The organism is Psychrobacillus sp. OK032 (genome assembly GCF_900111345.1).
Classification (GTDB): Bacteria; Bacillota; Bacilli; order Bacillales_A; family Planococcaceae; genus Psychrobacillus.
On sequence record NZ_FOGY01000006.1, the window covers coordinates 143,278 to 169,804 of the forward strand.

Here is a 26,527-nt window from a genome sequence, read left to right on the forward strand (position 1 = left end):
ATAGTATGGCTATCGATCAAGTACATGATTTGCAGCAAGTGTACAGAAAAGTATTGCATAGTATGTCACGACCAGGCACAATTTCTTCGCTAGCTGATAACGCGAAAAAAGTAGATTTTAACCTTTCGTGCTTTCATGCAACGTTCTTAAGTGCGATGACATTTTTGGATGCGGAAGTGACATTTCATATTCTTTCAACAGAGCAACAAAGCTTAATAGATAAAATTTCGGCATATACATCCTCAAAATATGCACCGATTAACGAAGCGGATTTTATCATTATTCTTCAGGAAGATACAGAAGAGTCCATTCAACATGCTTTTGCGGAGTGTAAAAATGGCACGCTCATTGATCCACAACATTCTTCGATATGGATTATTGAAAGTTCAACCTTATCTAATTCGGGCGAACTAACATTAACAGGTCCTGGTATACAACATGAAGCTAGGCTACATACAAGTTTAAGCTCATCATTGTGGCAAGCAAGAAACGAACGAACAAAGGAATATCCACTAGGCATCGACTTAATTATCACAGATGAGAATGCCCAAGTTGTCTGTATTCCTCGTACAACTACAGTGGAAATTACGGGGGTGAGCTAATGGGTTACGTTCCAGTAAAAGGTGGTACACAAGCAATTGATGCCTCTATTAAGCGTTTAAAATACGAGCGTTTAAAAGGGAATGAAACAATAGAGATCCATACAATTATGTCCACGATGCGTGGAATGATTGATCAAGTAATGTCCGAAAGTAGCTTATATTCACCTTTCTTAGCTGCGCTAGCGATTAAACAAGCGGAAGGTAGTATGGAGGAAGCGGTTTTCCTTATGCGTGCGCATCGATCTACACTGCCTCGACCTTATTACAGTAAGACAGTGGAACCCGAGGCTATGCTAGTCGAGCGTCGCATTTCCGCAAGCTTTAAAGATATCCCAGGTGGTCAACTATTAGGTGCGACTCATGATTATACGCATCGATTATTAGATTTTGATTTGATAGGTGAAAGTTCAGAAAGCATCCAACAGTGGCTAAACAACTACCAAATGGAATTGCAGCAAGTAGAAACTTTTGATGAAGTGAAATATTTCCCTAAAGTAGTAGATTATTTACGCGAAGAAGGGCTGTTTGAGAAATACGAGGAAAATAACACGGCGCCTAAAGACATTACCAAACAAAGTTTACAATTTCCTTCTACTAGAAGTGAGAGACTACAAGTATTGACACGTGGGCAAACGGGAGCTGTCACATCTCTTGGATATGCTTCTTTAAGAGGATACGGGCAAGTGCATCCGAACGTCGGCGAAGTGCGTGTTGGTGCTGTTCCTATTTATGTAGGGCATCCAAATGAAATGGAACACGATACAGATGAAGACTTTTATATCGGGGACATTAAAGTAACAGAAGTGGAGTCATTTGTCCCGACACAAGTGAAAAATGCCAACAATGAATATGAACTACAATTTGAAATTGGCTACGGCATTTGCTACGGGCAAAATGAAACGAAGGCGATTGCGATGAGTATTCTTGATCAATGTCTTGAGCATCCAGAAGCTGATTTTCCTACACATGATGAGGAATTTGTTTTATTGCACATCGATTCTGTGGAGTCGACAGGGTTTATTTCCCACTTGAAATTACCACATTATGTGACGTTCCAATCCAGGCTGGACAGTGTACGCCAAGTGAAGAAAGAGGTGCAGGAAGTTGAAAACTAATACGCATTTTGCTTTTTTCGATGAAGGTTCTAAAAAAGAAATTCGCCGTGCGATTATGAAGGCTGTTGCGATTCCTGGCTATCAAGTGCCGTTTGCTTCTAGAGAAATGCCTATTGCAAGAGGTTGGGGGACAGGTGGTTTGCAAATTACACTTTCCATTATCGGAAAATCCGATGTGCTGAAAGTGATTGACCAAGGTGCAGATGAATCGGTGAATGCTGTTAGCATAAAAAAATTAGTTCATGAAACAACGGGTGTTGAGCTAACTGAACAAACGAATAAAGCGAGTGTTATCCAATCGAGGCACCGTATACCTGAAGTGGCGCTAACGGAAGATCAAATTATCGTCCTGCAAGTTCCAATGCCGGAACCACTACGCAAAGTGGAAGCGAGCGAATATATGACAAAGAGAATGCATGCAGAAGATGATTATAGCGGCGTGTGGCTCATGTTATTCGAACAAATTATGAAATACGGCAAGACAGCTACTTCAGCAGATCATCCAGTTTACGTAAATGGCCGGTATGTAATGGCTCCTAGTCCGATACCGCGATTTGATAACTCCAAATTGCACCAATCGGAAGCTTTAATACTACTGGGAGCAGGGAGAGAAAAGAAAATATATGCAGTACCACCTTATACAAATGTAGAATCACTTGCTTTTGAGGATTATCCTTTTTCGGTAGAAGTTTTCGAAGGTAAGCATTGTCACTTATGTGGTTCAACAGATGTCTTTTTAGATGAATTAATCGACCCGGAAACAGGAGAAACGATTCATCAATGTAATGATACAAGCTACTGTATAGAGCAGTTGAATAAGAAAGCAGAAGCGGAGGTGCAAACAAGCTATGCTTGAAGAGCCAATATTACAAGTACGAAACTTACGCAAACAATTTGGAACGGGATGCATGGAATGTGCGGAAGTAGAAACTCGAAAACTAGAGAAAAACTTCTGTAAAAATTGTGGCACCGTGTATGCTTGCCAAGATATTTCCTTCGACTTGTATCCAGGAGAGATTTTGGGGATTGTCGGAGAAAGTGGAAGTGGAAAATCGACGATGATGCAATGTTTGTACTTCGACAACGAAGTGTCGTCGGGGGAAGCTTTTATCAACACCCCCGAATTGGTGAGCAACAATGTATTTGAACTGTCCGCTCAGAAAAAGCGTTCCATCCGAAATCATGTTTATGGCATGGTTTATCAAAATCCAGTGCACGGTTTGAAAATGAATTTTTCTTCTGTCGGTAATATCGCCGAGAAACTAATTGCAGCGGGAAACCGAAATGTTGGACAAATGGAAGCAACTAGTAAAAAGCTGCTAGAAAATGTGCATATCCCGTTACATCGTATGAAGGAAGAACCGAGAAACTTCTCTGGTGGGATGCAGCAACGTGTTCAAATTGCGAAAGCATTATCAAACAATCCACCAATCCTATTTTTAGACGAAGTAACGACAGGACTCGATTTATCTGTACAAGCAAATGTACTCGATTTAATCAAAGTAATCCAACGTGATTTAGGGATTAGCATGATTGTCGTATCACATGATTTAGCTGTCATACGTATGCTCGCAGACCGGACCATTGTTTTACTAAACGGAAAAATTATCGAAGAAGGTTTAACAGATCAAGTGTTAGAAGACCCACAACATGAGTACACGCAACAATTAGTCTACTCATTACTATAGGAGGAACGACCACTTTGTATATTATTCATAATGGAAAAGTTATAACAGAAGAGGGAATTATCGAAGGAAAAGCTGTCGTTGTTGTGGGAGAGATCATCGAATCGATTATCCCGGAAGCAAACATAATAAATTATCCAAATGCTGAGCTAATCGATGCAAAAGGTGGATATATTTCACCAGGTTTTATCGATATTCATTCAGATTATATCGAAACGGTTGCTTCACCTAGGCCGACTAGTATGATGGATTTCAATATTAGTTTAAGAGAAGCTGAGAAGATATTGATCAGCCACGGAATTACGACGATGTTCCATTCCCTTTCTTTTTACAAAGAAGACGTATTTACTCATAAACCGATGCGAAATCCGAAAAATATTCAACGAATGGTAGATGCGATAGATGCGACGCATCATGAATTGCATTTAATACGCCACCGTTTACATGCCCGTTTTGAAATAGACAATATCGATGAAGTAGATAGTCTTGTCCAAAATATCGAAGATGGTAAAGTACATTTACTATCCTTTATGGATCATACACCTGGTCAAGGACAATATCGTAATTTAGAAGTGTACCGCGAAACATTAAAGGGATACCGAAACATTTCCGATGATGATGTAAATGTACTCATTGCAGAACGACAAAGCACAGAGTTTTTAACAATTGAAAAGATTAAGGAAGTCGCGGATATTGCTTTATCTAAGGGAATTGCAGTTGCATCGCATGACGATGACGATATTAAAAAGTTAGAGCTAGTGCGATCGTTTGGAACGACTATTAGTGAGTTTCCTATCACGCTAGAAGTTGCTAAAAAGGCAAAAGAAATCGGTTTACATACAATTGCTGGTGCACCAAATGTGTTACTTGGTGGATCACACTCTGGAAACTTATCAGCAGCAGAAGCCATTGCGCATGATTGTGTTGATATTCTTTGTAGTGATTACTATCCTGCAGCGCTACTTCACGCCATCTTTGATTTACATGAAAAGTACGGAAATGATCTACACAAAATGTTCATGATGGTTACGCTTAATCCAGCGAAAGCTGTACGCATGGACGAAGAGCTAGGTTCGATAAAAGTTGGTAAAAAAGCAGACATACTTGTCATTGAAAGAATGGAAGATGGCTATCCGATGTTGACTGCAACGATGGTCAACGGTGTTTTAATAACAACAACCAATTACCGGATTAAATAATGAAATGAGGAGATAGCCATATGGCGATGCTAGAAATAGTGGATTTTGGCAAGCGTTTCACCATTCATCATTTAGGAAAAACGATGCCTGCTATCCAAAATATCAATCTTTCGTTGGAAGCAGGAGAATTCATAGGAATTGTCGGTAAGAGTGGTAGTGGAAAGTCCACCATACTAAAGAGTATTTATCGAACGTACTTACCTGATGAAGGGAAAATTATGTACGACTCCGAACGCTTTGGGGAAACTGATTTGGCACAAATCTCTGAAAGGCAAATGTTGTATTTGAGAAAATATGAAATTGGCTATGTGTCACAGTTTTTAAGTGTGATGCCGAGAACGACATGCCGCCAGCTCGTAACGAACGCATTACTAGAAATGGGCGAGTCGGAAGCAGTTGCACTCAAAGAAGCAGAAAAAGCTCTAGCTCATTTTGAGTTAGATCCAAAACTATGGGACAGCTATCCCAATACATTTTCCGGTGGAGAAAAACTGCGATTGAATATCGCGATGGCGACTGTTAAAAAGCCTAGATTATTACTACTAGATGAACCAACCGCAAGCCTAGACCAACAATCCAAAATAAAAGTTCGAGAAATCATTGAGAAATTAAAAAAACAAGGCACCACTTTAGTTGGGATTTTTCATGATATCGAATTTATGGATGGTTTATGCGACAAAGTTTACGACATGCAAACAAGGCAACTGACGATAACGAAAGAAGTAGTAATTCATGAAAGCTGATTTACATGTTCATAGTAGCTACTCAGACGGATCTGAGACGGTCGAAACGGTGATGAAGCTTGCAAAGGAGCGCGGTGTAACACAAATTAGTTTTGTCGACCACGATACAGTTAAAGGACTACCTGAGGTGATTATGCTCGGTGAAAAATACCATATAGAGGTTATTCCAGGTATTGAAATCTCTGCGTATGACTTTAAAAGAGATCGTAAAGTACATATACTCGGCTATAACTATAACGCAGATGCAGTACATATTAGATCTGTTTGCGACGAGTTACTCAAACGACGCCAAGTTCATTCTCTTTGGCAAATAAAACAAATCCAAACCTCAGGATATGAACTAGATATCAAACAAATCATAGAAACAGCAAAACCTTCGGAGACGGTTTACAAACAGCATATTATGCGTCATTTAACAGAAGCCGACTATACATCTCATGCATACAAGCAATTGTATAAAAGCTTATTTAAAGGAGATGGGGTAGCATCAGGAGACATTGTATACATTGATGTATTTGATGCTGTGAAAGCAATTGTCGCAGACGGGGGACTTGCTGTCGTGGCACACCCAGGTCAGTTAGATTCGTATGATTTGATTCCGGAGCTTGTGCCGCATGGATTAGGGGGAATCGAGCGAAATCATTTGGATCATACTGCTAGCGATCATCAAAAGGTAGAGTCTTTAGCCAAGCAATATGGACTGGTTATGACAGGTGGCTCGGACTTTCATGGCACATATGGTGCGACCGTCGAACTTGGTGAGATTACTAGTCCATCAAGTCTTCTTAAAGTAATAAAAAGTTGGTGTAAATAAGGTTAATACTTTATAAAGTTACTGTAAATTCCCACAATTGTAAAAAGTAATATGGTTCAATATTAAAGTAAGGTGAGCTAACAACATTGCACTGCCATTTTATTTAGCGAAAAGGAGAATTAGTAATGAAGAAAAGTTGGTTTGGAATTAGCCTATTTTTAGTAGTTGCTCTATTATTATCAGCATGCTCAGAAGGAACAGCTGGAGCTAAAGATGCAAAAGTGGATGACGTTATTAAAATTGCTTGGTACCCAAATGAATCTGGGACAGATATGAAATCGTCACGTGATGAAATCGGTCGAGTAATTGAAGAAGCAACAGGCAAAACAGTAGAACACCAATTAACAACAGATTATGCGATTGCTATTGAAACATTGATCAATAATAATGCGGATCTTGCTTTTATGGGAGCACAAGGATATATCGAGGCGAAAAATGGAAATGATTCGATTCAACCTTTAGTTGTACCTACTGGTAAATCAGGCACATTAGATGATGCACTATACCATAGCTGGTTAGCGGTAAATGTAGATGCACAAGATGACTTTAAAGTTGATGGAGAATTTTCATTAGATACATTAGAACAAAAAAGTATGTCATTCGTTTCGAATAGTTCAACATCAGGATTTGTCGTTCCAACTTCATCGATTATCGGATATTATGCAGAAAAATCAGGCTTTGAAGATTTAGTTGCAGAAGATCTAATGGAAGGCGGACCGCTTTTCTCACAAGTATTATTCGGAAATTCACACCAAGGTTCGGCGGTTAACTTACTAAGCAACAACTCAGAGGTAGCGGCTTTCTGTGACACTTGCGTAGGAAACTATGTAGAAGTTATTGAAGGAGAAGATAATAAAGTAGGATCTGTTTACAAAGTAAAAGACGATGCAGCGGAACCTTTCAACACAGTAACTGGAAAAGAATTTATCTTAATGTCAGTGACACCAGTATTAAACGCACCATTCGCAGCAAATTTAGAAGCACTAGGTCAAGAAGATTATGATAAATTAAAAGAATTATTCTCTTCTGATGAAATTGCAAACAATGAAAAAATCTTTGTACCAAAAGATTCTGGAAAACCAGGATTATTTTTCAAAACAGAAAATGAGAGATTCGCAGAAGTGGAAGATGCATGGTTCGATCCAATACGTGAGCTTTCCAAATAATTAAACGATACTTTTGAACAAATAGAGCATGCATGTATTAACGTGCATGCTCTAATTTACAAAAAGGAGGTAAAAGCGTGACATTAGTTGAAGTGAGAAACCTAGGTAAATCTTATAATGCACAAACGAGAGTATTAAAGGATGTTAGTTTTGATGTTGAAGCTGGAGAATTTGTTTCGATTATCGGTCTATCTGGAGCAGGAAAATCGACACTTTTACGATGCATCAATCGAATGGTTGAAATCGATGAAGGAAAAGTCATTTTTGACGGTCACGATGTGGGTAGTTTGAACAAAAAAGAATTACGTAAAATGCGCACAAATATCGGAATGATTTTCCAACACTATAACCTCGTGCCACGATTATCCGTTATTGAAAATGTTTTACATGGTCGTTTAGGATATAAAACAACGCTACAAGGTGTATTTAACCGATTTACGGAGCTCGAAAAAGAGCAAGCATTTTATCTATTAGAAAAGTTAGGTATTGCAGATCATGCGTATAAAAGATGCGATCAGTTGAGTGGAGGACAACAGCAACGAGTTGGTATTGCTCGTTCTCTAATTCAAGAACCAAAAGTGGTGCTCTGTGATGAACCAATCGCTTCACTAGATCCAAATTCTTCTGAAGTCATTATGGACTACTTAAAATCGATTACGAAGGAACTAAATATTGCGTGTATCGTAAATCTCCATCAAGTGGAAATCGCATGTAGTTATTCCGATCGAATTATTGGCTTAAGTAAAGGCAACGTCGTATTTGACGGTCCGAGCTTTATGCTTACTTCTGCTCATACAGATGAAATTTATGGGACAAAAACGGTAGAGGCTAGAAAGCTAGTCTCTGTGTAAGGGGCAACTAAACGTGAATGAAAAAGCAATGCGGAGCCAGCGAAAATGGCAAACAATTATTTGGGTAGCGATTATTATCGTATTTACGTATTTAGCATCTGACATTACAAATTTTAACATCATACATGGGATTGCAACTTTACCCAATGCCATTACATGGATATTTTCCAATTTGTATATAACACCGGAAACGCTGGAAAGATTGCCGAAGATATTAGAGAAATTAGCCGAGACAATTCTTATGTCTATTGCAGCAACAACAACAGCAACAGTCTTTTCGTTGTTCTTAGGGTTAATGGGCTCTAAAACGACTGGTACTAGTAGTGTACTAGGCGTATTCGCACGACTAGTTGCTTCTGTTGCACGAAATATTCCTGTAGTTGCGTGGGCATTAATACTCCTTCTATCTTTTGGCCAGAATTCGATGACAGGATATTTAGCATTATTTGTAGGGTCATTAGGCTTTCTAACGAGAGCATTTATTGAAACGATAGATGAAGCAAGTCATAGTGCGGTAGAGGCGCTCCGAGCTACAGGTTCTACTTATTTTCAGATTGTCTTCAAAGCGGTTATTCCTCAATGTCTACCTCAAATGATCAGTTGGATTTTGTTTATGATTGAAACGAATATCCGAAGCGCCACACTAGTTGGCATTTTAACAGGAACGGGGATTGGATATTCCTTTGACTTGTATTATAAGACGCTTAACTATAATGCAGTAGCACTAGTTACTTTCGCTATCGTCATCTCCGTAATTATTATTGAACTTATGTCAAACAGAATACGGAAGGTGATTTTATAATGGAGGCCACTACATCCTTCGTAAAACGGAGAGCAAATGGTCAAATTTCGATTAAATCAGGCAATAAAGTAGAGCAAGTCATGACTGGAACAATCGTTAGTTTATCACTTCTTACAATACTAGCTTTTTTCTTTTTCAATTATGCAGGACTAGAGTTATCAAAGGCTATCCCTGAAACAGCTTATAATTTAAAAGTAATGTTCTTGGAGCCGGCTTTAAGTCATTTCACTTGGAGTGAAGCCATTTATCAAGTAGGGATTACACTTGGATTAGCTTTCCTAGCGACAATTCTTGGTGCAGTAATCGCATTTTTTCTAGCGCTAATGGCTGCGATCAATCTATCCAATCCATGGGTGTCCAAGGCGGTACGAATTATCGTAGCTTTTATTCGTGCGGTACCGACTGTTTTATGGGTTCTAATCTTCGCGATTGCTGCAGGATTAGGAAGCGAAGCAGCTGTACTAGGGATGCTATTTCACTCTATTGCCTACTTAGTCAAAGCATTTTCAGAGGCATTTGAGGAAGTCGATAAAGGCATTTTAGAAGCATTGACGGCAACTGGAGCTAATTGGTGGCATATTGTCACACATGCTGTTTTACCATCTACTTTTACTTATTTGTTGTCTTGGACATTCCTAAGGTTCGAGATTAACTTCTCCGTAGCTGTCGCAATGGGAGCAGCAGCTGGAGCTGGAGGAATTGGTTTTGAACTGTTCATGGCATCCGGATTCTATTTTGATATGCGTGAAGTTGGTTTAATCACCTATATGATTCTATTGCTAGCAGTTGTGTTGGAAATTATGTCAACTCAATTGAAAAAACGCTATTTTCCAGCAAAAGCTATTAGATAATAAGAAAAAGGGCTTTCCGACTAACGGAAAGCCCTTTTGAAAATTTAAATGTAATCATTTTCTTATTTAAGGGAGGATTATTTGGATAAATAATCCTAAGCGAGACAAAAGAGCAGCTGAACGCGACAAAACCACTCGTGAACGCGACAAACTGACCGCCCAACACGACAAACGCTTCCTCGAACACGACCAACCAACAGACTACTCTGCAAGCGTCACAGGAGTAAACATATAATTACCATTCTCCACAGGATCCCCAATCATAATCGGAATGCGCGAAGAAAAAATTGGTCCATCCACTACAACAGTGTGAAACTCACCGTTTTCTCCACAAGCATCGATGCCTGCGAGTTCGAGTTCCTCTACAATCTCTCTTGTTAATATTTTCCCGGCATACTTAGCAGGCATCATCGTCGTATTTACAACAACGATCCAAGCTTCAAACCCTTCAGCTAGCAACTCGTCCACAACTGCTCTTCGCGACATTTGCCAAAGCGGATGTACGGCTACAATATCTGACTTAGTGCACGTCTTTTGCACCCATTCTAAATGTCCTTCTAAATCAATATCACCAAACACCCCGTGCGTAATTCCTTCTTCCCGGCAAGCATCCATTGCGCTGATAAACTGATTCTCATATGTACCCCAACTAGCTGCTTTTGTTAATATAGGCACGCCGAGTCGTTTCACTTGAGCTTGAACTACCTCTAACGGAAGCGCATGCGACTTAGAGATTTCTCCATCTTCTTCAAACATTGTCAACACCTTTTTTGGTACCATTCCTAATTGTAATGCTCGATAATAAGCCAAAGCAGAATCTTTTCCGCCACTCCATGAGGCTACAAATATTGCATTTCTCATACTAGAAACACCCCTTTACATATAAGTTACCTTATTAATTATAAAGATTCTAGTTAGCAATAGTAAAACAAAATGGCAACAGGACCAAAAATTGGATAAATATTGAATGGGAAATATGGTAAAATTATACGAGTGTTTCAATATTTTAATAGATTAAGGTAGGAGAATTTTATGAAAAAATTATTACTATTTACAACTTTTGTATCAGCAATGCTATTAGCAGCATGTGGTGAAGAAGCTGTAGAACCAGAAAATACAACTTCGGATGTAGAAGTAGAGCAAGATGTGAAAACGACAGAAGAATCGAAAGAAAATGCTATAGAAGAAGGGGCATTTGGGAAAAGATCAAATCCTGTGCCAGTAGGGACAACTCAGCCGGTTGATATCGTGATTTATGACAATGAATCTAATTCATTCGCAGGGAAAGCAGATATCACTATTACTGATGTAAAACGTGGTCAAGAAGTATTAGATTTTGTAAAAGGTCAAAATGAATTCAATGAAACTCCTCCAGAAGGATATGAATATATCATGCTAAATGTCAAAGCGACATTGAAAGAAGCAGAAACGGAAGACTATGCTTGGTTAGCTGATGGATGGGATTTTAACTTTATAGGTGAAGATGGTTCTCCTTATGAAATGGTTTCAGTTGTTCATGAGCCGGCATACCATGGTGAAGTTTATGTTGGAGGAACTGTAGAAGGACTTATTATCAATCAAGTGAAAGTAAATGATCCAATCAAGGTAGTTTACGAAGATGGAAATTGGGATAATGTGTTTTTCTCTACTAAGTAAAATAGATAGGAGATAAAGTCTTGAAAAAGTTATTATCAGTATTATTCGTTTTAGTTTTTATCGTATCAGCATGTGGTCAAGAAAAAACAAGCAGTGAAAAAGAGAAAGAAACAGAAACAGAAAAAAGCAATGTTGAAGAAACTGAAAGCCAATCAGTTAATGTGGATAAAGGTCTATTCAATGTGGAAGTTACGTTACCAGCAACTTTTTTTGAAGGAGAAGACATCAATCAAGTTGTGGCAAATGCGAAAGAAGAAGGCTTTGGTGAAGCAATAGCAAATGAGGACGGATCAGTCACATACAAAATGTCTAAATCTCAACATAAAGAAATGTTAGCCGAAATCAAAAAAAGCGTAATGGAAAGTGTAGAAGAAACGAAGAATAGTGAAGATTTTGCTTCTATCAAAGACATTACATACAATGACTCCATGTCAGCATTTACAATAGTTGTGGATAAAGCCGTATATGAAAATAGTTTTGATGGTTTTGCAGCTCTAGGATTAGGAATGGTGGGAGCATACTACCAACTTTTCAATGGGGTAGACGCAGAAGCATACAAAGTAGAAATCTCTATTCAAGATGAAGCCTCTGGGGAAGTATTTGACACGATCATTTATCCAGACGCACTAGAAGAGCAATAATTTAGAAAGACTCCCACTTTGATTTCATTTAAGCGTGGGAGTCTTCTTTTTTTATGAATTTAATAGTCTAACGAATTATTTATTCCGTATAGGTGGAGCAGTCTCTTCAGGTGTTAGCTCTCTGATTAATACCGGCACAGGATAGTCCAATCCTTCTCTATTTTCCAGTTTTACTGCATAAAGCGATTGAAGTGCTTGATGGTCTTCTGGGCGGAATGTCATTGTTCCTTTTGGTGATTCGAAGCTCATACCTTCCATCGTCTCAATAAGCTTAGCAGAATCAGTATCGCCTTCTGTTTTCTTCAATGCTTCTACAATTGCTAACGCTGCACTCATACCACCGGGGGTGAAGAGATCAGGTACGTCGCCATTATGTCTCTTTTTATGTTCTTCCACAAGCCATTTATTTACTTCGTTGTCCGGCAACTCATGGTAATAAACAGTAAATCCTTCCATTCCAACAAGAGGTATCATAGTAGGTAGAGTAGCAATGTCCGCGATCCCAGTTGAAATTTTGATTCCTTTTTCTTGTACTTTCATATCCATGATCTGGTTCCAAGGCGTATTTGAGCCTGCCCAGATAACATATAAATAATCAGGTTTTTGGTCAATAATCTTTTGAATATTTGAAGTAAAGTCCGTCGCTGCTGGATCTACATATTCTTCGTGAATAATATCTCCGCCTAGTTTGATAGCTGCTTCTTTAAATGCAGCCACTCCATCTTGACCGAAGGAGTAATCAGGTGCAAGCGTTGCAATTTTAACACCTTTTTTAACAATGGCAGCAGCCCCGGCTACAGCATCTTGAGAGGAGTTACGTGCAGTTCGGAAAATGTATTTATTGAATTCCGCTCCTGTAATACTATCTGCAGCAGCAGGTTCCACTACCATAATTTTTTCATATTCTTCGGCAAGTGGTAAAACTGCGAGTGTATCTCCAGAACTAGAAGAGCCTACAAGGAAATCCACTTCGTCATCTTCTAATAATTTAGTAGCTTTCTGAACGGCAACTTCTGCTTTAGTTTCTGTATCTTCTACGATAAATTCAATCTTGCGACCTTCGACTTCCATTTTACCTTCAGTTGCATACTCGAGCCCAAGCTCGAATCCTCGAACGCTTTGTTTTCCATAGGATTCAAGACCACCTGTTAGAGAAGCGAGAACGCCGATTTTGATAGGTTTATTATCTTGAGTTTCCACTGTACCAGCTTCTACTTCCGTATTCTCATCATTTTCAGAGTTACAACCAGAGATGAACAGCATGAGTAAAACAAATAAACCTACGTAAATTAACTTGTTTGTAGACGTCTTCACTTTCTTTTCCCCCTAATCTCTTATTTTTCTTAATGTTGTCGCTGCCCATGTGTATCCAGTACCTGCACTAACCGCAACAACTATATTGCCTTTTTTAAGTTTTTTCTCTGATTCTGCTATATCCAATCCAATCAATGGATCTAGAGAAGACATATGGCCATAGTGATCGAGGTATATAGCTTTTTCCTCTGGAAGATTAAGCCCGCCTACTATTTGTTTAAACATGGACTTTTTTGTATGCAAGGGCAGTAGCATATCAATATCTTTTAAGTTGTATCCGCTTTTTTCAACGGATTCCTTTACTACCTTTATAAAATTTGATACTGAAACAGGGTCAAGTCGTTCTTTCATATCTGCTGGATCTTTCACATCGATGAAATGAAGATTATTTTCCACTGTCTCGTGTGAAGCAGGTAGAGCAGATCCTCCAGCTGGGACTCGAATATCATCATGGAAAGAACCGTCTGTATAAATAGAAGACTCCAAAATCTCGAATTTACCATCATCTTTTGATAAAAGTGCTGCAGCACCACCGTCAGCAAAATTAAACATAAACCTCGATCTTGGATTTTCATAATCTATTATTTGAGACTCCTTACATCCGCCAACAAGTAAAATATGATTAACCGTTTTGTCCGCATTCAACATATCTTTCGCTACTTTTAGTGCAATTGGAAAACAGGAACTAACATTCATAATTTCAAACGCATATGCATTTTTGACACCTAATTCATATTGAATTTTAGGTGCACTTGACCAAACCCCATAATCTTTGAATGGACTTCCAAAGTAAATAATCACATCAATTGCAAGCGGGTCTATTTTTTCTAATATTGGTAACGCGGCCTTTATTGCCATATCAGAAGCATGCGTAGATGAATCTGCTACATGTTTTTCATAAAGGCCAAATTTCTCTATTATTACATGCTCAGGAATACTTGTTTTCTCTTCAAGATCTTTTGCTGTTTCAATCCCAGGAGGAAAATAAGTGCTTGTTTGTACAATCTGTATCATATCTTTGCTCCTTCTTTTGGCATCATCATCTTCGCCTCGCCTGTTAATACGACCGTGTCATCTTGTTTTCGGCAAATCGTCTCAAGGTGAATGATTCCTCTCTTTTGATCAATATCTAAAATTTCAGCACTTACTGTTACCGTATCTCCAATAAATACTGGTTTTTTGAACTTTAACGACTGCTCTAAATAAACAGATCCTTGACCAGGAAGCTCCATTCCAAGAAGCCTCGAAAGAAAGGAGGTAGTTAGTAAACCATGGGCAATCTGCTGACCAAATCTAGTGCCACCAGCAAATTCCTTGTCGACATGAACAGGATTATAATCTCCGCTTATTCCTGCGAACATGACAATATCTGTTTCCGTAACGGTTCTGCTAAAGGAGGCGGTCTGACCAACAAAAAAATTCATCATAAGTTCATCACTTCTCCTACGTAATATTTTTTTAGTGCAACTTTATCAACTTTGCCAGTTGCATTTTTCGGTAAAGCGCTTACAAGTTTAAAAACACTCGGTACTTTATAACGGGCTAATTTTCGTGCACAATGTTGTTTCAAATCGTCCTCCGTTAGAACGACTTCATCTTTTATTGATACAAAGGCGATAGGTGTTTCCCCCCATTTGTCATGAGAAACTCCAATTACAGCTACTTCTTCTACTTCAGGTAGGTCGTAAATGACCTTTTCTACTTCTAGGGGATAAATATTTTCTCCTCCAGAAATAATCATTTCTTTTTTTCGTCCCGCTATATAGACGAAACCGTCGTCATCCTGTCTAACCATATCTCCTGTAGAAAACCATCCATTTTGTATAGATTTATCCGTTTCATCAGGCAGGTTCCAGTACTCTTTCATAACATTCGGACCTTTTACGAGCAGTTCTCCTATTTCCCCTCGGACTACTTCTCTTCCTTCGTCATCCACGACGAGTATTTCTGTAAACATAACTGGTTTTCCGATAGAGCTGACTTTACATTGAAAGTCATCCTCAGAAAGTAAAAATACAGTAGGGGACGTTTCTGTTAAACCATAGCCCTGCCCAAACTGAATGCCTTTTTGTAAATACCACCGTATTAACTCCTCTGGGCAAGGGGCACCACCGTTATAAAAAAAGCGAACGGACGATAGATTCATAGTTTCAAAGTATGGTGATTTTCGCAATGCATCATGGATTGTGGGGACGCCCATTACGATTGTAACTGCAAATTTTTCTATATTTTTTAATGCTTGCTCGGGTTCAAATCTGTCGGGAACAACGACCGTTCCTCCTGCTAACAATACAGGTAGAGTGAAAAGGCCAATTCCACCTATATGGAATAATGGCAATAATGTTATGATTTTATCTTTAGATGTGATATCGAGACTGAGTGTGTTATTAACGGCGTTCCAAAACATATTTTCCTGCGTCAATACGGCTCCTTTAGGTCTGCCGGTTGTCCCTGATGTATAACAAATGATGTATGGTGCTGTGGGGTCAATTTCGGTGTGTATCAATGATTCTGTCTCAGCTTGAAAGAGAGAATCGAAAGTTAGTAAATATGGAAAATGAGTTTGTTGTAATAGTTCCTTTCCTTTCGAGCAATGATATCTGTCTACAATAAGTGTTTGAAGTCCGCTATCCTTCAGTTGAAACTCTAATTCATCTATAGATAGACGAATGTTTAGGGGAACAACGATAGCATTAAGTTTTGCTAATGCAAATAATGCAATAATATATTCCATGCTGTTTTTGGATAAAAGACCGACTCTATCTCCTTTATTTACTGAGTAGGTTGTCTGTAAAACACTAGCAAAATGATTGACTATTTCACTCATTTCTTTATAGTTTAGTTTTCTATGTTCATCAATTAGCGCTATCCTTTCTGGCGTAATGCTTGCGTGCTTATCAATCCAATGTGATATGCCGTACACTTCGAAATCCCTCCTATCTTTATTTACTTAATCCTTGGAAAATAAGCGAAATAGCATCTTCTAAAAGCTCTTCAGGTACATTTTTATCTTCCCAATAGATCCATCTCATTCCTAAAAACTGACTAATGCCCATCAAACAATAGGCAATTGTTTCCGTGTCGTACTTTTTAATCTCTTCTTTTCCAATCGCTTCTTCTAACCCTTTAATGTAACCAGAAGCAAGTCTTTCGTAATACCAACGATAAAGCTGCTCATCCACTAGAACTGTTTGTTGAACGATACTATACAAGTTTTGATGATCTTTTACCCAAGAAAAGAAGGTCCTGAATCCAATTCGTTGAGACTCTTCAAAATTTGTAGCTGTTGTGATTGCATTTCGAATTTCATTCCGAAAAGTGTGGCTCATAGTTCTCACTAGTTCTTCGAAAATAGAATGCTTAGAAGGGAAATAATTATAAAATGTTCCCTGAGCTACATTTGCTTTCTGTGTAATATCAACGATGGATGCATTAAAATAACCTTTCTTGCCAAACACTTCTTCTGCGACATCCAGTAAATGTTGGCGTGTTTTTTCCCCTTTTTTTGTCAGTGGTGAGGAATTTGATGCTAATTTTATTATTTCTGACATATGAATCACCTCTCAGTTTTCATAATATGTTTAATATTCAGAAATTACAATAGTTTTATTTTATTTTTTTGTTTTTAAGGTCAAATCATTGTATTTGTCACAACAATAAGCAAATTTTAATAATATACATCAAAAGTGGTTCGGAACAATTAGTTTGTACCATCGAGGAGTGGACGTATGTCAGTGATTACGGGGAAGCAATATATAGAAAGGGTTGATAAGTTAAGAACCGAAGTATGGATAGATGGTAAACCTGTCGTAGGTAAAATTTCGGAGCACCCTGCATTTAAAGGAGTCATGAAGAGCCAGGCAACTTTATACGATATACAACATGATGCTGCGTTGAAGGAAATCATGACTTATCCATCTCCATCTACTAGTGAACCAGTGGGCATGTCTTACTTACAACCTAAAACAAAAGAGGATTTAGTGAAAAGAAGGGAAATGATTCAACATTGGGCTAGGACTAATAATGGTCTAATGGGAAGAAGCCCTGATTATATGAACACGACGATAATGGCTTTTGCGTCATCTTCAGAACTTTTGAAAGGAAAGAAGAACTGCTTTCCTGATCATTTACAATCGTTCTATGAATATGCACGTGAGCATGATTTATCGATGACACATACTTTTATTGATCCACAGGTTAATAGGGCAAGATTTTATTTTGAGAACAAAAATGAGCCTATTGCTGCAAAAATCGTTGATCGAAACATTGAAGGGATTATTGTAAAAGGTGCAAAATTACTTGCAACACAAGGTGGAATAACAGATGAGATTTTGGTCCTATCTGGTGGAGAAATGACGGATGAGGAGGGGGGATTTGCCTTTTCCATACCAAGCAATAGTAAGGGCTTAAAGTTCATTTGTAGAGAATCATTTGTAGGTGGAGACTCGACGTTTAGTTATCCATTAAGTTCACGCTTTGAGGAAATGGATAGTATGGTTGTGTTCGATAATGTATTAGTACCTTGGGAGCGTGTATTTTATTATGATAATTCTGCTGTTGCAAATAGTTTCCAAACAATGAGCTCATTTCAAGCATTTGTACTACATCAAGTGATTTCCAGACAAATCGTGAAAACAGAGTTTGTATTAGGTATGGTCGAATCCATCATAGACACGATTAATATCAAAGAATACCAACATGTGATAGAAAAAGTCTCCGAGATTATTGTGGCACTTGAAACGATGAAAGCATTAGTTATCAAATCAGAAGTAGAAGCAAAAGTGGATAAATGGGGTTTTATGCGACCGGATAGTACTTCATTACTTGTAGCCATTAATATTTTTCCGCGCACTTATCCAAGATTCACTGAAATCATTCAGCTTTTAAGCGCAAGTGGACTAATGACTGTCCCAACCGAACTTGCTTTCCAATCATCTATAAGAAAAGACTTAGACCAGTACTTGCAATCAAAAGGCAATAATGCAGAAGAACGTGTCAAACTCTTTCGTTTAGCGTGGGACTTAACCATGAGCCCTTTCGGCACACGTCAAACGTTGTATGAACGCTTTTTCTTTGGTGACCCTATTCGACTTTCTAGTCAATTATATCAATCGTATAATAAAGAACCATATGTAGAGCGAGTGAAGGAGATATTGGAGTGAAGCTAGATACTAAGTTTTAAATAGTAAGATAGAAAAGTAGATATCAAAGTAGAGATATCTACTTTTGCGCGTTTATGCATATCATCAATAATCTCTGATCTCCCTTAAGCAACTATCGTTTCTAGTATAAGTTTCAATAATTCTTCCAACGTCTCCGGCAATTGCTCGGGCAATCCAAATGGACTCATCATATTTCAAACCTCCTTATATATCTTGTAATCTATTAATAATATATACAAACTATTTAACTTTTATACTTGGTAAAGTAAATAATTTTGAAAAAGATTATAACTTCTAAACACAGACTATTAACTTTAAAGAAAGTCTCGGTAGTCGTGTAAGCTGGTTCAGTTTAAAGTAATCCCAGAGCACATCTACATAAAGTGTCTTGTCTCTTATGGTGGTGCATACAAAATAAAGAACCCCAACCATATTAATGATTGGGGTTACATGTATGGAGTGAATCAGCAGTTATTAGTCGCACTGTCAGGTTAGAATTTTTTATTTCTATTCAATGGGTCTTGATTTAATCGATTTTCCTCTAAAGGGTCATTATCCAAAGCTTCGTTCTCTAAAGTGGAATCAGATACATTTGGAATATCATCCTTACGATGGATATCTGCTTTTTCACGACGGACTGTTTCGTTAACAGTTTCCGTATTAACTTTTGTCTTGCCAACAACGATTTCTTCTCTTACTACAGGGCGTTTTGTCACTTCCACTCGTTCTTCCATGACTGGAATATGAATATTCTCTCCATCATCAACTAATTCTCCTGCTGCAGTCTCATCAAGGGCAGCACGTTTCTCAATATTCCTCTCGTTCAACAGGCACTTCAACAGTCTCTACTTCTTCAACAACACGTTTATCGACGCTCACTTCTCCTGCTAGTTGACGTTCTTTGTCGATTGTTAAGCGCTCTTCATGAAAAGGTGGGGGATGATAACTTATTTAGAGTCTATTTAATGAGAATAATAATCGCTGAGGCATAGATTTGTAATTGATCACTTACGTATAGCTACATGAAAATGAGCTAGTACTGAAAACTCAGTACTAGCTCGTTTTTATAACAACCCTTATGGATTGATCTTTGATTAAATATCTTTCTCGTAATAATTATCCGCCATAATTTTCAAATCATTCCCAGATGGATTTTGGAATAATTGAATGCCAAACTCCGGTGCTACAGCGAAAAGATGGTCAAAGATATCGGCTTGAACCGTTTCATACACGGCCCATGCCGTATCATTTGTAAATGCATATATTTCGATTGGTAACCCATGTTCGGTTGTTGCTAACTGTCTAACCATTAAGGTCATTTCCTGATTGATCCCAGGATGATTTCGGATATAGTTGCTAATATAAGCTCTAAATACACCGATATTCGTAAGCGCCCTTCCGTTCACTGGATTACTTTGGTTTATTTTGTTCCTCGTATTGTACTCTGCAATTTCACGTTCTCTATGAGTAATATAATCCGAAAGATAGTGGATATTTTTAAAGTTATTGATCATCTCCTCGGTACAAAATGAAATACTACTTGTATCGATAAATAATGATCGCTTAATCCGTCGTCCTCCAGAGGTTTGCATCCCTCGCCAATTGATAAAGGAATCGGATATTAGGGCATAACTTGGAATCATCGTAATCGTTTTATCGAAGTTTTGCACTTTTACTGTATTTAGGGAGATATCAATAATGTCTCCATCTGCCCCATATTTCGGCATTTCAATCCAGTCACCAACTTGCACCATATCATTAGTCGACAACTGAATCCCTGCAACAAGTCCTAATAACGAATCTTTAAAGACCAACATGAAGACAGCGGACAGAGCACCAATTCCACTTAGAAGAATAAGTGGACTCTTCCCTATCAGGCTCGCGATCACCAGGATGACCCCAAGCGTTATGATAATAATTTTAACCACCTGAATATATCCTTTAATAGGCTTGATTTTAGATATTTCATAGGATTGATAGATATCATTCATTGCATTTAATGAGCTATTAATAACGATTAACCCCATAATTATTAAATAGGCCATCGCACCGTTTTTTATCAAATCTTCATAGGATGAAAAAGTGGAGGCAAAGAAGTAAATAATAATTGCGGGAACTATATGTGATAGCTTATGAAAAACCTTCCTTTCCAAAAGCATATCATCCCATTTGAATTTAGTATTATTCACGATTTTAGTAATTAGCCTGATTACTACCTTTTTCGTGATAAAATTAGCTACAATACAGATAATCATTATTAAAAGAAGCATGATAATAATGGAAAGATACCCGACTAATGTAGAATCCATCCCAAAACTTAAAAGTAGGTTAGTAATGTAATTCATATATTTCACCTCATTGTATGTATTATTGTTGGTATCATAGTGTGCAACCCATAATGTAACAAGTTTCTATTGTATCAGAAAAAAGTGATCTTCACTTTCTTCGCCACTTCGCGAGGAAACATTCTAACATATAAACAAATATAGCGATAAATAAAAATCATAACTAACAGTAATCGAGAAAGGACTACAAGATGAACTTTTCGATGAATGAAACAAAAATAAAAAAATTATGCGGCGTTACCGCTTTTAAAAAGGGTAAGGCTTATTTTCACACGGATAAAGTAAACCTTCACTCCTTTCAAAAAGGCAGCTCAGTAATCGAAGCAAGTGTGAAGGCGGGGGATGATTTTGATGTCCTAGTAAAAGTAGCTCCAGGTGGAAAAATAGTAGCTACTTGTACATGCCCGCAAGTAAGCTTTGTACAGACATACTGTCAGCATATCGCAGCGGTATTGCTCGCTATTGATGAGAAACAGCAAGTAGAGGATCAATTGGCAGCTAAGATGCTGAGTTTATTCGAAAGTAGATCTGCTACTCCTACTGGTAAGCAACTGCATTTTGACAATAGACAAACGTTTCATATGGAGTTTACATGCCGCCCCGTCTATCAGACAGAAGGGGAGTATGCATTTGGAATCCAGTTAAGAATTGGTTCTCAGACGCTACATCCAGTCTCCCATATAGCAAAGTTTCTCAGTGCAATGGAAAGTAGAGAACCGTTTGAATATGCTCAGGGCTTGATCTATGCGCCGGAGCTCTTCAGTTTTCCAAGAGAAACAGATGGAGTTCTTCAATTTCTAATGAAAAGCCAGCGAGTGAAAAGTAAAGCAGCCTTGCAAGATGGATTATTGCTTATTTCCGCATCGGATTGGGAGCAGATCCTTCCATTATTGGAAAAAGCACCGGCAGTAAGGTTTATGCAAGGTGGACAGATTTATGATGGGGTCTGTATTGGAAAAGAGCTTTCTTTAAGCTTTGAATTTGAGGAAGGGAATATGACTGACTACCAATTGAATGTGAAAGGACTCGATCAAATAATCGTTTTAAAAGCTTACGGCTACGCACTTTCAAACGGTGAATTGTACAAGTTGCACGAAGAAGAATGCAACCGGTTAGCAGAGTTGAAAACAATGCTGGACGAGTCCGGAAAACACCACCTCGTCATCTCAGAAAACCAAATAGATCATTTCATGGAAAAAGTTATACCGGGCTTGATGAAGCTCGGGCATGTAAATATTGCGGAATCTATTTCAAAAAGGTTAGGGGAAACTCCACTTCGGGTCAAGATGTACTTAGACCGAGTAAAGCACCGATTACTAGTGGGTTTGGAATTCCATTATGGGCATCTTGTCATAAATCCATGTGAGGAAACGGACAACTCTTTTTCACATTATCCAGGGATTAGGCGTCAGCGCAGTAAGGAGCTACAAATTATCGGTTTACTGTTAGAAAATTCATTTACCCAAACACCCGGTGGATTTTACTTATACGATGACGAAGCAGAATATCAATTTTTGTATCATGTACTTCCAAATATGGAGAAATGGGTGCAAATTTATGCTTCGACAGCTGTTAAAATGCGTGTACAAAGAGGATATATAGGTCCGAGGATGAGAGTGGAAGTAAAAGAGCGAACAGATTGGCTAGAGTTTAAGTTCGATCTAAAAGATATTCCGGAAAAGGAAATCCAGCGATTGATGGCTTCTATTGAAGAAAAACGAAAATTTTACCGCATTCCGGGTGGCAGTTTAGTTTCACTTGAGACACCCGAATACCAAGCGTTATCTAGCTTTATTATCGATATGGGAATTACAATGGATACGATTGAAGACGAGATCCGTGTTCCGTTAATAAAAGGAATGCAAATGATCGACAGCTTAGAGCAAAACGACATGGTAGAGCCTGGTGAAAAATTTGCAAAGCTAATGAAAACTCTACACGATCCTGAAAACTTAGAATTAGATGGTCCGATCCCTTTAGAAGGGGTCCTTAGAGATTATCAAAAAGTAGGATTTCGATGGTTCCAACTACTAGCAAAATATAAATTCGGAGGCATCCTTGCTGATGACATGGGACTTGGTAAAACGCTTCAAAGCATTGCTTTCATTGAATCTGCACTTCCAGATATTCGTGCAAGAAATTTACCGGTGCTAATCGTATGCCCTGCATCTCTCCTATACAATTGGAGGAATGAGTTAGAAAAATTCACTCCACATATTCAAGTACAGGTGGTAGATGGCCATAAAACCAAAAGAAGTGGTTTATGGAAACGGACTTCCGATGCTGATGTAATAATTACCTCGTATCCAACGCTTCGAATGGATACAGAGTTATACCGAAATCGTCATTTTCATACGTTGTTCGCAGATGAAGCGCAGGCATTTAAAAACCCCGTGACTAAAACAGCAAAAGCGGTGAAGATGATTCAAGCAGAGTACCGGTTTGCACTTACAGGGACGCCAATCGAGAACGCACTAGACGAGCTGTGGTCCATATTCCACATTGTCTTTCCAGAGCTATTACCTGGTAGAAGAGCTTTTAGTGAATTAAGCCGTGAAAATATAGCGAAACGAGTACGTCCATTTATATTGCGCCGAATGAAACAGGAAGTACTGAAGGAATTACCAAAGAAGACGGAAACGATGCTGTATTCCGAATTACAAATGGAGCAAAAAAGGTTATATGCAGCTTATTTAGCTGAACTTAAACAGGATGCATTGAAGCATTTGAAAAAAGGTAATCTCCAAAGAAATCGTATAAGAATATTGGCCGGATTAACAAGACTTCGTCAGCTATGCTGTCATCCAGCACTTTTCGTGGAAGGCTATAAGGGTAGCTCAGCTAAATTTGAACAGTTGATGGAGCTCTTAGAGGAATGCCGAATATCGGGTAGGCGAGTGCTCATCTTTTCACAGTTTACACAGATGCTAGGCATCATTAGAGGCCAACTTATACGTGAGGGAAACCCATATTTCTACTTAGATGGCCAAACACCATCGGAGGAACGAGTAGAATTATGTGATCGATTTAATAACGGAGAAGGTAATCTATTTCTAATTTCGTTAAAAGCAGGGGGGACTGGATTGAATCTGACTGGAGCAGATACAGTTATTCTTTACGATCTGTGGTGGAATCCAGCCGTGGAGCAGCAAGCTGCGGACCGTGCTCACCGAATGGGTCAAGAAAACGAAGTACATATCATTCGTTTAATAGCAAAGGGCACCATCGAAGAGAAAATTACTCAACTGCAACACAAAAAGAAGAGCCTTATTGATGAAGTTATTCACTCGGGGGAGGACACACTGTCAACTATGACAGAAGAGGATATTAAAGAGATATTGATGATTGAATAGAAACTTTTTATACGAAGAATGATCCAAGTTAAGCGTGCATCGCTTATCTTGGATTTTTTTATTAGATAACAAAGTATATGGAATATCATTTAAACGATACCGCTGAATTCCGTTACAGGCGGACGCTTTCCGCGGGGGGAGCGATGAGCCATCACCGCCTTTCACTACAATCAATAAAGGGTGTAGTAATTAACTAGTAAAGGGCGCAATTCTATTAAACACGATGCCTATATTTATATACAGGTGTCGATTATTTAAATAACAAAGGATCAAACACCTGTTTAAGACAAAAGACTAATTTGTTTCGGAGACCTTTGGACAGACAGACTGCTTCATGAAAAAACTAATACTTTTTCCGGCTATTTGATAGTTATCTTTAATGACCCTATACTAATTTGACTTAAAATATGCCCTTTTATAGCCTTTATAATTAAATTCCCATACCAAAGGTTCTAATTCGTTCCGAGGCCTTAAAATGCACTTTAAATGCAAATAAGAGCAAGTGAGTAACTAAACGCGAATTGTTGTCCGGAAATTCCTTTACTTATTGATAATATCACTTTTGTTTTTTGGATAATACGTTTCTGAAGAAGATATAGTAGTGGTACTAATTCTCTAACTAATTCCATGTACTTGTACTAGAAAATGAAACTTTTATCGTCAAAACTTCAGTATGTGGATATATATTCATAACTATCTATTGTTTTAGAATAGTTTTATGGAGGTAGAAGCATCAAATAATAAAGATAGAAAAGCCTATTTTCACTAACTAATAGAGAATTTTTTCGAACGTATACAAGTATACAAAAAGAAAACATTGTGTACACATAAATGTAAACTTGTATACAAACTCGTATGCATCCCGTTATATATAGATGTGTACAATAAAGTTTACAAGTATACATAATTGTATTGTTTGTATACAAAAATAGATTGAATGTTTACAATTTGAATACAACTTTTGGTGGATTGACGGAGCAATGTCTGTAAGATAACCTTTAAATGGTAGAACATATAGAAGAAGGGATGGATTGGATGAACACTTCAAGAATTTGTGCAATCGATGTAGGAAATGACTCAGTTAAAGCTTTATTTGGAAAATTGGATTATGAACTAAACATTCCCAATGTAATTGCGGTATCAACAGAAGACAGACCGGTAATAGGAATAGGGGAATTGAATGATAAGGATCCAATTGAAGGAATTCATATTAAAGTACACTCCCCTGCCTTAAACGAAAACAATGTAATTTATCGTGTTGGTAGCTTAGCAACAAAAAGTGATAATGCAACTGAATTAGACCCTGGTAGCAACAAATCAGAGGAAGATCAAACATTAGTTATGTTATTTGCTACTTTAGCATTAGATGCAGTTAGAGAACAAAACTCAAGCATATTTAAAAAGAATAATAATGTAATTGATGCAAACTATACGCTAGGTACTGGTCTGCCACTTCGTGAAGTAAAAGAAGGAAAAGATGTAGGCTATCGTTCGCAGCTGTTAGGATCGGTTCACCAAGTTGAATTTTTAGTAACACCTAAATACCAAGGGTTAAAAGTAAATATTAAGTTTGATGAAGTTAAAATATATCCTGAAGGGTTTGCGGCTTATATTAACCTAGTAATGGATAATGATTTAAACATTATTAATAGAGATTTAGTAGACAAAGCTATCCTGATTCAAGATATTGGCGGCCTGTCGACTGACGTGGCAGTCATTAAGAATCGTAATGTTGACGACGATAAAGCACAGGGATTCAATCTAGGTGTTTCCGAAGCATTAGAGTCCATTCGAGAAGAAATAAGATTAAAGCATGGTGTGGAATTAGATAGCCGTAGAGATGTTGTAGATATCATCACTAGAAAAAATGACCGAAATCATATTATGGTGAATGGTAGCCGTACAAGCGTTCATGATATTACCGATCGAATTCTTTTAGACTTAGCGAAGAAAGAATATCGTCATTTACGTAATGTTTGGCAAAAAAATTCGCAAACAGAGATCTGCTATTTTGTAGGCGGAGGGTCAATCGTATTAAAAGATTATATTAAAACGCTAAATAACAACTTAAATGGCTATAATATCGAATTCTTTGAAGATGAAAAAGAGAGCATATGGATGATGGCGAATGCTTATCTTAAACTAATTTCGAGTTTTGTAAGAAAGAATACTAAAGAGACAAAAAAAGCTGAGGTAACGACACAAAAAGTATAAAAATAGGGTGATTT

Annotated in this window: 23 protein-coding genes and 1 pseudogene; 16 read left to right on the plus strand and 8 right to left on the minus strand. The window is 38.0% G+C overall.

Translation table 11 applies throughout. From position 1 onward, the window contains the following. Window positions 1-5: 5 nt before the first annotated feature. From phnH to BMZ04_RS13165, 11 genes are all read left to right on the plus strand, one after another. Window positions 6-602, plus strand: coding sequence for a phosphonate C-P lyase system protein PhnH (phnH, locus tag BMZ04_RS13115; protein WP_093271257.1), 597 nt, complete (start codon window positions 6-8; stop codon window positions 600-602). Then, window positions 602-1,717, plus strand: a complete 1,116-nt coding sequence (locus tag BMZ04_RS13120; protein ID WP_093271260.1) for a carbon-phosphorus lyase complex subunit PhnI — start codon at window positions 602-604, stop codon at window positions 1,715-1,717. The genes phnH and BMZ04_RS13120 overlap by 1 nt, the downstream gene beginning before the upstream one ends. Next, window positions 1,707-2,573 carry an alpha-D-ribose 1-methylphosphonate 5-phosphate C-P-lyase PhnJ gene (locus BMZ04_RS13125; RefSeq protein WP_093271263.1) on the plus strand — a complete coding sequence of 289 codons (867 nt, stop codon included), beginning with the start codon at window positions 1,707-1,709 and terminating at the stop codon, window positions 2,571-2,573. Before BMZ04_RS13120 ends, BMZ04_RS13125 begins: the two co-directional genes overlap by 11 nt. Further along, entirely contained in the window at window positions 2,566-3,405 is an 840-nt protein-coding gene (locus tag BMZ04_RS13130) for an ATP-binding cassette domain-containing protein (protein ID WP_093271266.1), read from the plus strand. Before BMZ04_RS13125 ends, BMZ04_RS13130 begins: the two co-directional genes overlap by 8 nt. 14 nt (window positions 3,406-3,419) lie before the next feature. Then, entirely contained in the window at window positions 3,420-4,601 is a 1,182-nt protein-coding gene (gene phnM, locus BMZ04_RS13135) for a phosphonate metabolism protein PhnM (RefSeq protein WP_093271269.1), read from the plus strand. 20 nt (window positions 4,602-4,621) lie between these two features. After that, complete coding sequence (gene phnL, locus BMZ04_RS13140) at window positions 4,622-5,344, plus strand: phosphonate C-P lyase system protein PhnL (protein WP_093271271.1); 723 nt, start codon at window positions 4,622-4,624, stop codon at window positions 5,342-5,344. Further along, the gene (locus BMZ04_RS13145) at window positions 5,334-6,158 is read left to right on the plus strand and encodes a PHP domain-containing protein (RefSeq protein WP_093271274.1); all 825 of its coding nucleotides are present in this window, start codon (window positions 5,334-5,336) and stop codon (window positions 6,156-6,158) included. The genes phnL and BMZ04_RS13145 overlap by 11 nt, the downstream gene beginning before the upstream one ends. 125 nt (window positions 6,159-6,283) lie before the next feature. After that, the gene (locus BMZ04_RS13150; protein WP_093271279.1) at window positions 6,284-7,324 is read left to right on the plus strand and encodes a PhnD/SsuA/transferrin family substrate-binding protein; all 1,041 of its coding nucleotides are present in this window, start codon (window positions 6,284-6,286) and stop codon (window positions 7,322-7,324) included. A 77-nt stretch (window positions 7,325-7,401) separates the two neighbouring features. Beyond that, complete coding sequence (gene phnC, locus BMZ04_RS13155; RefSeq protein ID WP_093271284.1) at window positions 7,402-8,175, plus strand: phosphonate ABC transporter ATP-binding protein; 774 nt, start codon at window positions 7,402-7,404, stop codon at window positions 8,173-8,175. Window positions 8,176-8,188: 13 nt separating this feature from the next. Then, window positions 8,189-8,977 carry a phosphonate ABC transporter, permease protein PhnE gene (gene phnE / locus BMZ04_RS13160; RefSeq protein ID WP_093271288.1) on the plus strand — a complete coding sequence of 263 codons (789 nt, stop codon included), beginning with the start codon at window positions 8,189-8,191 and terminating at the stop codon, window positions 8,975-8,977. Continuing rightward, a complete protein-coding gene (locus BMZ04_RS13165; RefSeq protein ID WP_093271293.1) occupies window positions 8,977-9,828 on the plus strand; it encodes an ABC transporter permease subunit in 852 nt (283 codons plus the stop codon). Before phnE ends, BMZ04_RS13165 begins: the two co-directional genes overlap by 1 nt. A gap of 201 nt (window positions 9,829-10,029) precedes the next feature. Here the strand turns inward: BMZ04_RS13165 and BMZ04_RS13170 are convergent, their stop codons facing one another. Next, on the minus strand, window positions 10,030-10,689 hold the full coding sequence (locus BMZ04_RS13170; protein ID WP_093271298.1) for a Dph6-related ATP pyrophosphatase: 660 nt from the start codon (window positions 10,687-10,689) through the stop codon (window positions 10,030-10,032). Between the two features lie 171 nt (window positions 10,690-10,860). Here BMZ04_RS13170 and BMZ04_RS13175 point away from each other — a divergent pair, with 171 nt between their 5' ends. Together BMZ04_RS13175 and BMZ04_RS13180 are read left to right on the plus strand one after the other, a co-directional pair. Next, entirely contained in the window at window positions 10,861-11,484 is a 624-nt protein-coding gene (locus BMZ04_RS13175) for a hypothetical protein (RefSeq protein ID WP_093271302.1), read from the plus strand. 20 nt (window positions 11,485-11,504) lie between these two features. After that, entirely contained in the window at window positions 11,505-12,125 is a 621-nt protein-coding gene (locus BMZ04_RS13180; protein ID WP_093271306.1) for a hypothetical protein, read from the plus strand. Between the two features lie 75 nt (window positions 12,126-12,200). Here the strand turns inward: BMZ04_RS13180 and BMZ04_RS13185 are convergent, their stop codons facing one another. The 5 genes from BMZ04_RS13185 to BMZ04_RS13205 form a co-directional block, all read right to left on the minus strand. Continuing rightward, window positions 12,201-13,388, minus strand: coding sequence for a substrate-binding domain-containing protein (locus tag BMZ04_RS13185; RefSeq protein WP_093271780.1), 1,188 nt, complete (start codon window positions 13,386-13,388; stop codon window positions 12,201-12,203). A gap of 63 nt (window positions 13,389-13,451) precedes the next feature. Next, window positions 13,452-14,453, minus strand: coding sequence for a 3-oxoacyl-ACP synthase (locus BMZ04_RS13190; RefSeq protein WP_093271311.1), 1,002 nt, complete (start codon window positions 14,451-14,453; stop codon window positions 13,452-13,454). Then, window positions 14,450-14,866, minus strand: a complete 417-nt coding sequence (locus BMZ04_RS13195) for a MaoC family dehydratase (RefSeq protein WP_093271315.1) — start codon at window positions 14,864-14,866, stop codon at window positions 14,450-14,452. Before BMZ04_RS13195 ends, BMZ04_RS13190 begins: the two co-directional genes overlap by 4 nt. Continuing rightward, complete coding sequence (gene menE, locus BMZ04_RS13200) at window positions 14,863-16,362, minus strand: o-succinylbenzoate--CoA ligase (protein WP_093271318.1); 1,500 nt, start codon at window positions 16,360-16,362, stop codon at window positions 14,863-14,865. Before menE ends, BMZ04_RS13195 begins: the two co-directional genes overlap by 4 nt. Window positions 16,363-16,381: 19 nt before the next feature. Beyond that, window positions 16,382-16,990 carry a TetR/AcrR family transcriptional regulator gene (locus tag BMZ04_RS13205; protein WP_093271323.1) on the minus strand — a complete coding sequence of 203 codons (609 nt, stop codon included), beginning with the start codon at window positions 16,988-16,990 and terminating at the stop codon, window positions 16,382-16,384. A gap of 177 nt (window positions 16,991-17,167) precedes the next feature. Here BMZ04_RS13205 and hpaB point away from each other — a divergent pair, with 177 nt between their 5' ends. After that, a complete protein-coding gene (gene hpaB, locus BMZ04_RS13210) occupies window positions 17,168-18,601 on the plus strand; it encodes a 4-hydroxyphenylacetate 3-monooxygenase, oxygenase component (RefSeq protein ID WP_093271328.1) in 1,434 nt (477 codons plus the stop codon). A gap of 491 nt (window positions 18,602-19,092) precedes the next feature. Here the strand turns inward: hpaB and BMZ04_RS13215 are convergent. Continuing rightward, window positions 19,093-19,480, minus strand: a pseudogene (locus BMZ04_RS13215) (YsnF/AvaK domain-containing protein). Window positions 19,481-19,695: 215 nt separating this feature from the next. After that, entirely contained in the window at window positions 19,696-20,946 is a 1,251-nt protein-coding gene (locus BMZ04_RS13220) for a mechanosensitive ion channel family protein (protein ID WP_093271332.1), read from the minus strand. 191 nt (window positions 20,947-21,137) lie between these two features. Here BMZ04_RS13220 and BMZ04_RS13225 point away from each other — a divergent pair, with 191 nt between their 5' ends. Then, a complete protein-coding gene (locus BMZ04_RS13225; protein ID WP_093271336.1) occupies window positions 21,138-24,299 on the plus strand; it encodes a DEAD/DEAH box helicase in 3,162 nt (1,053 codons plus the stop codon). Between the two features lie 1,035 nt (window positions 24,300-25,334). After that, window positions 25,335-26,513: a ParM/StbA family protein gene (locus tag BMZ04_RS13230; RefSeq protein WP_093271785.1), complete on the plus strand. Its 1,179-nt coding sequence runs from the start codon at window positions 25,335-25,337 to the stop codon at window positions 26,511-26,513. Window positions 26,514-26,527 lie beyond the last annotated feature (14 nt).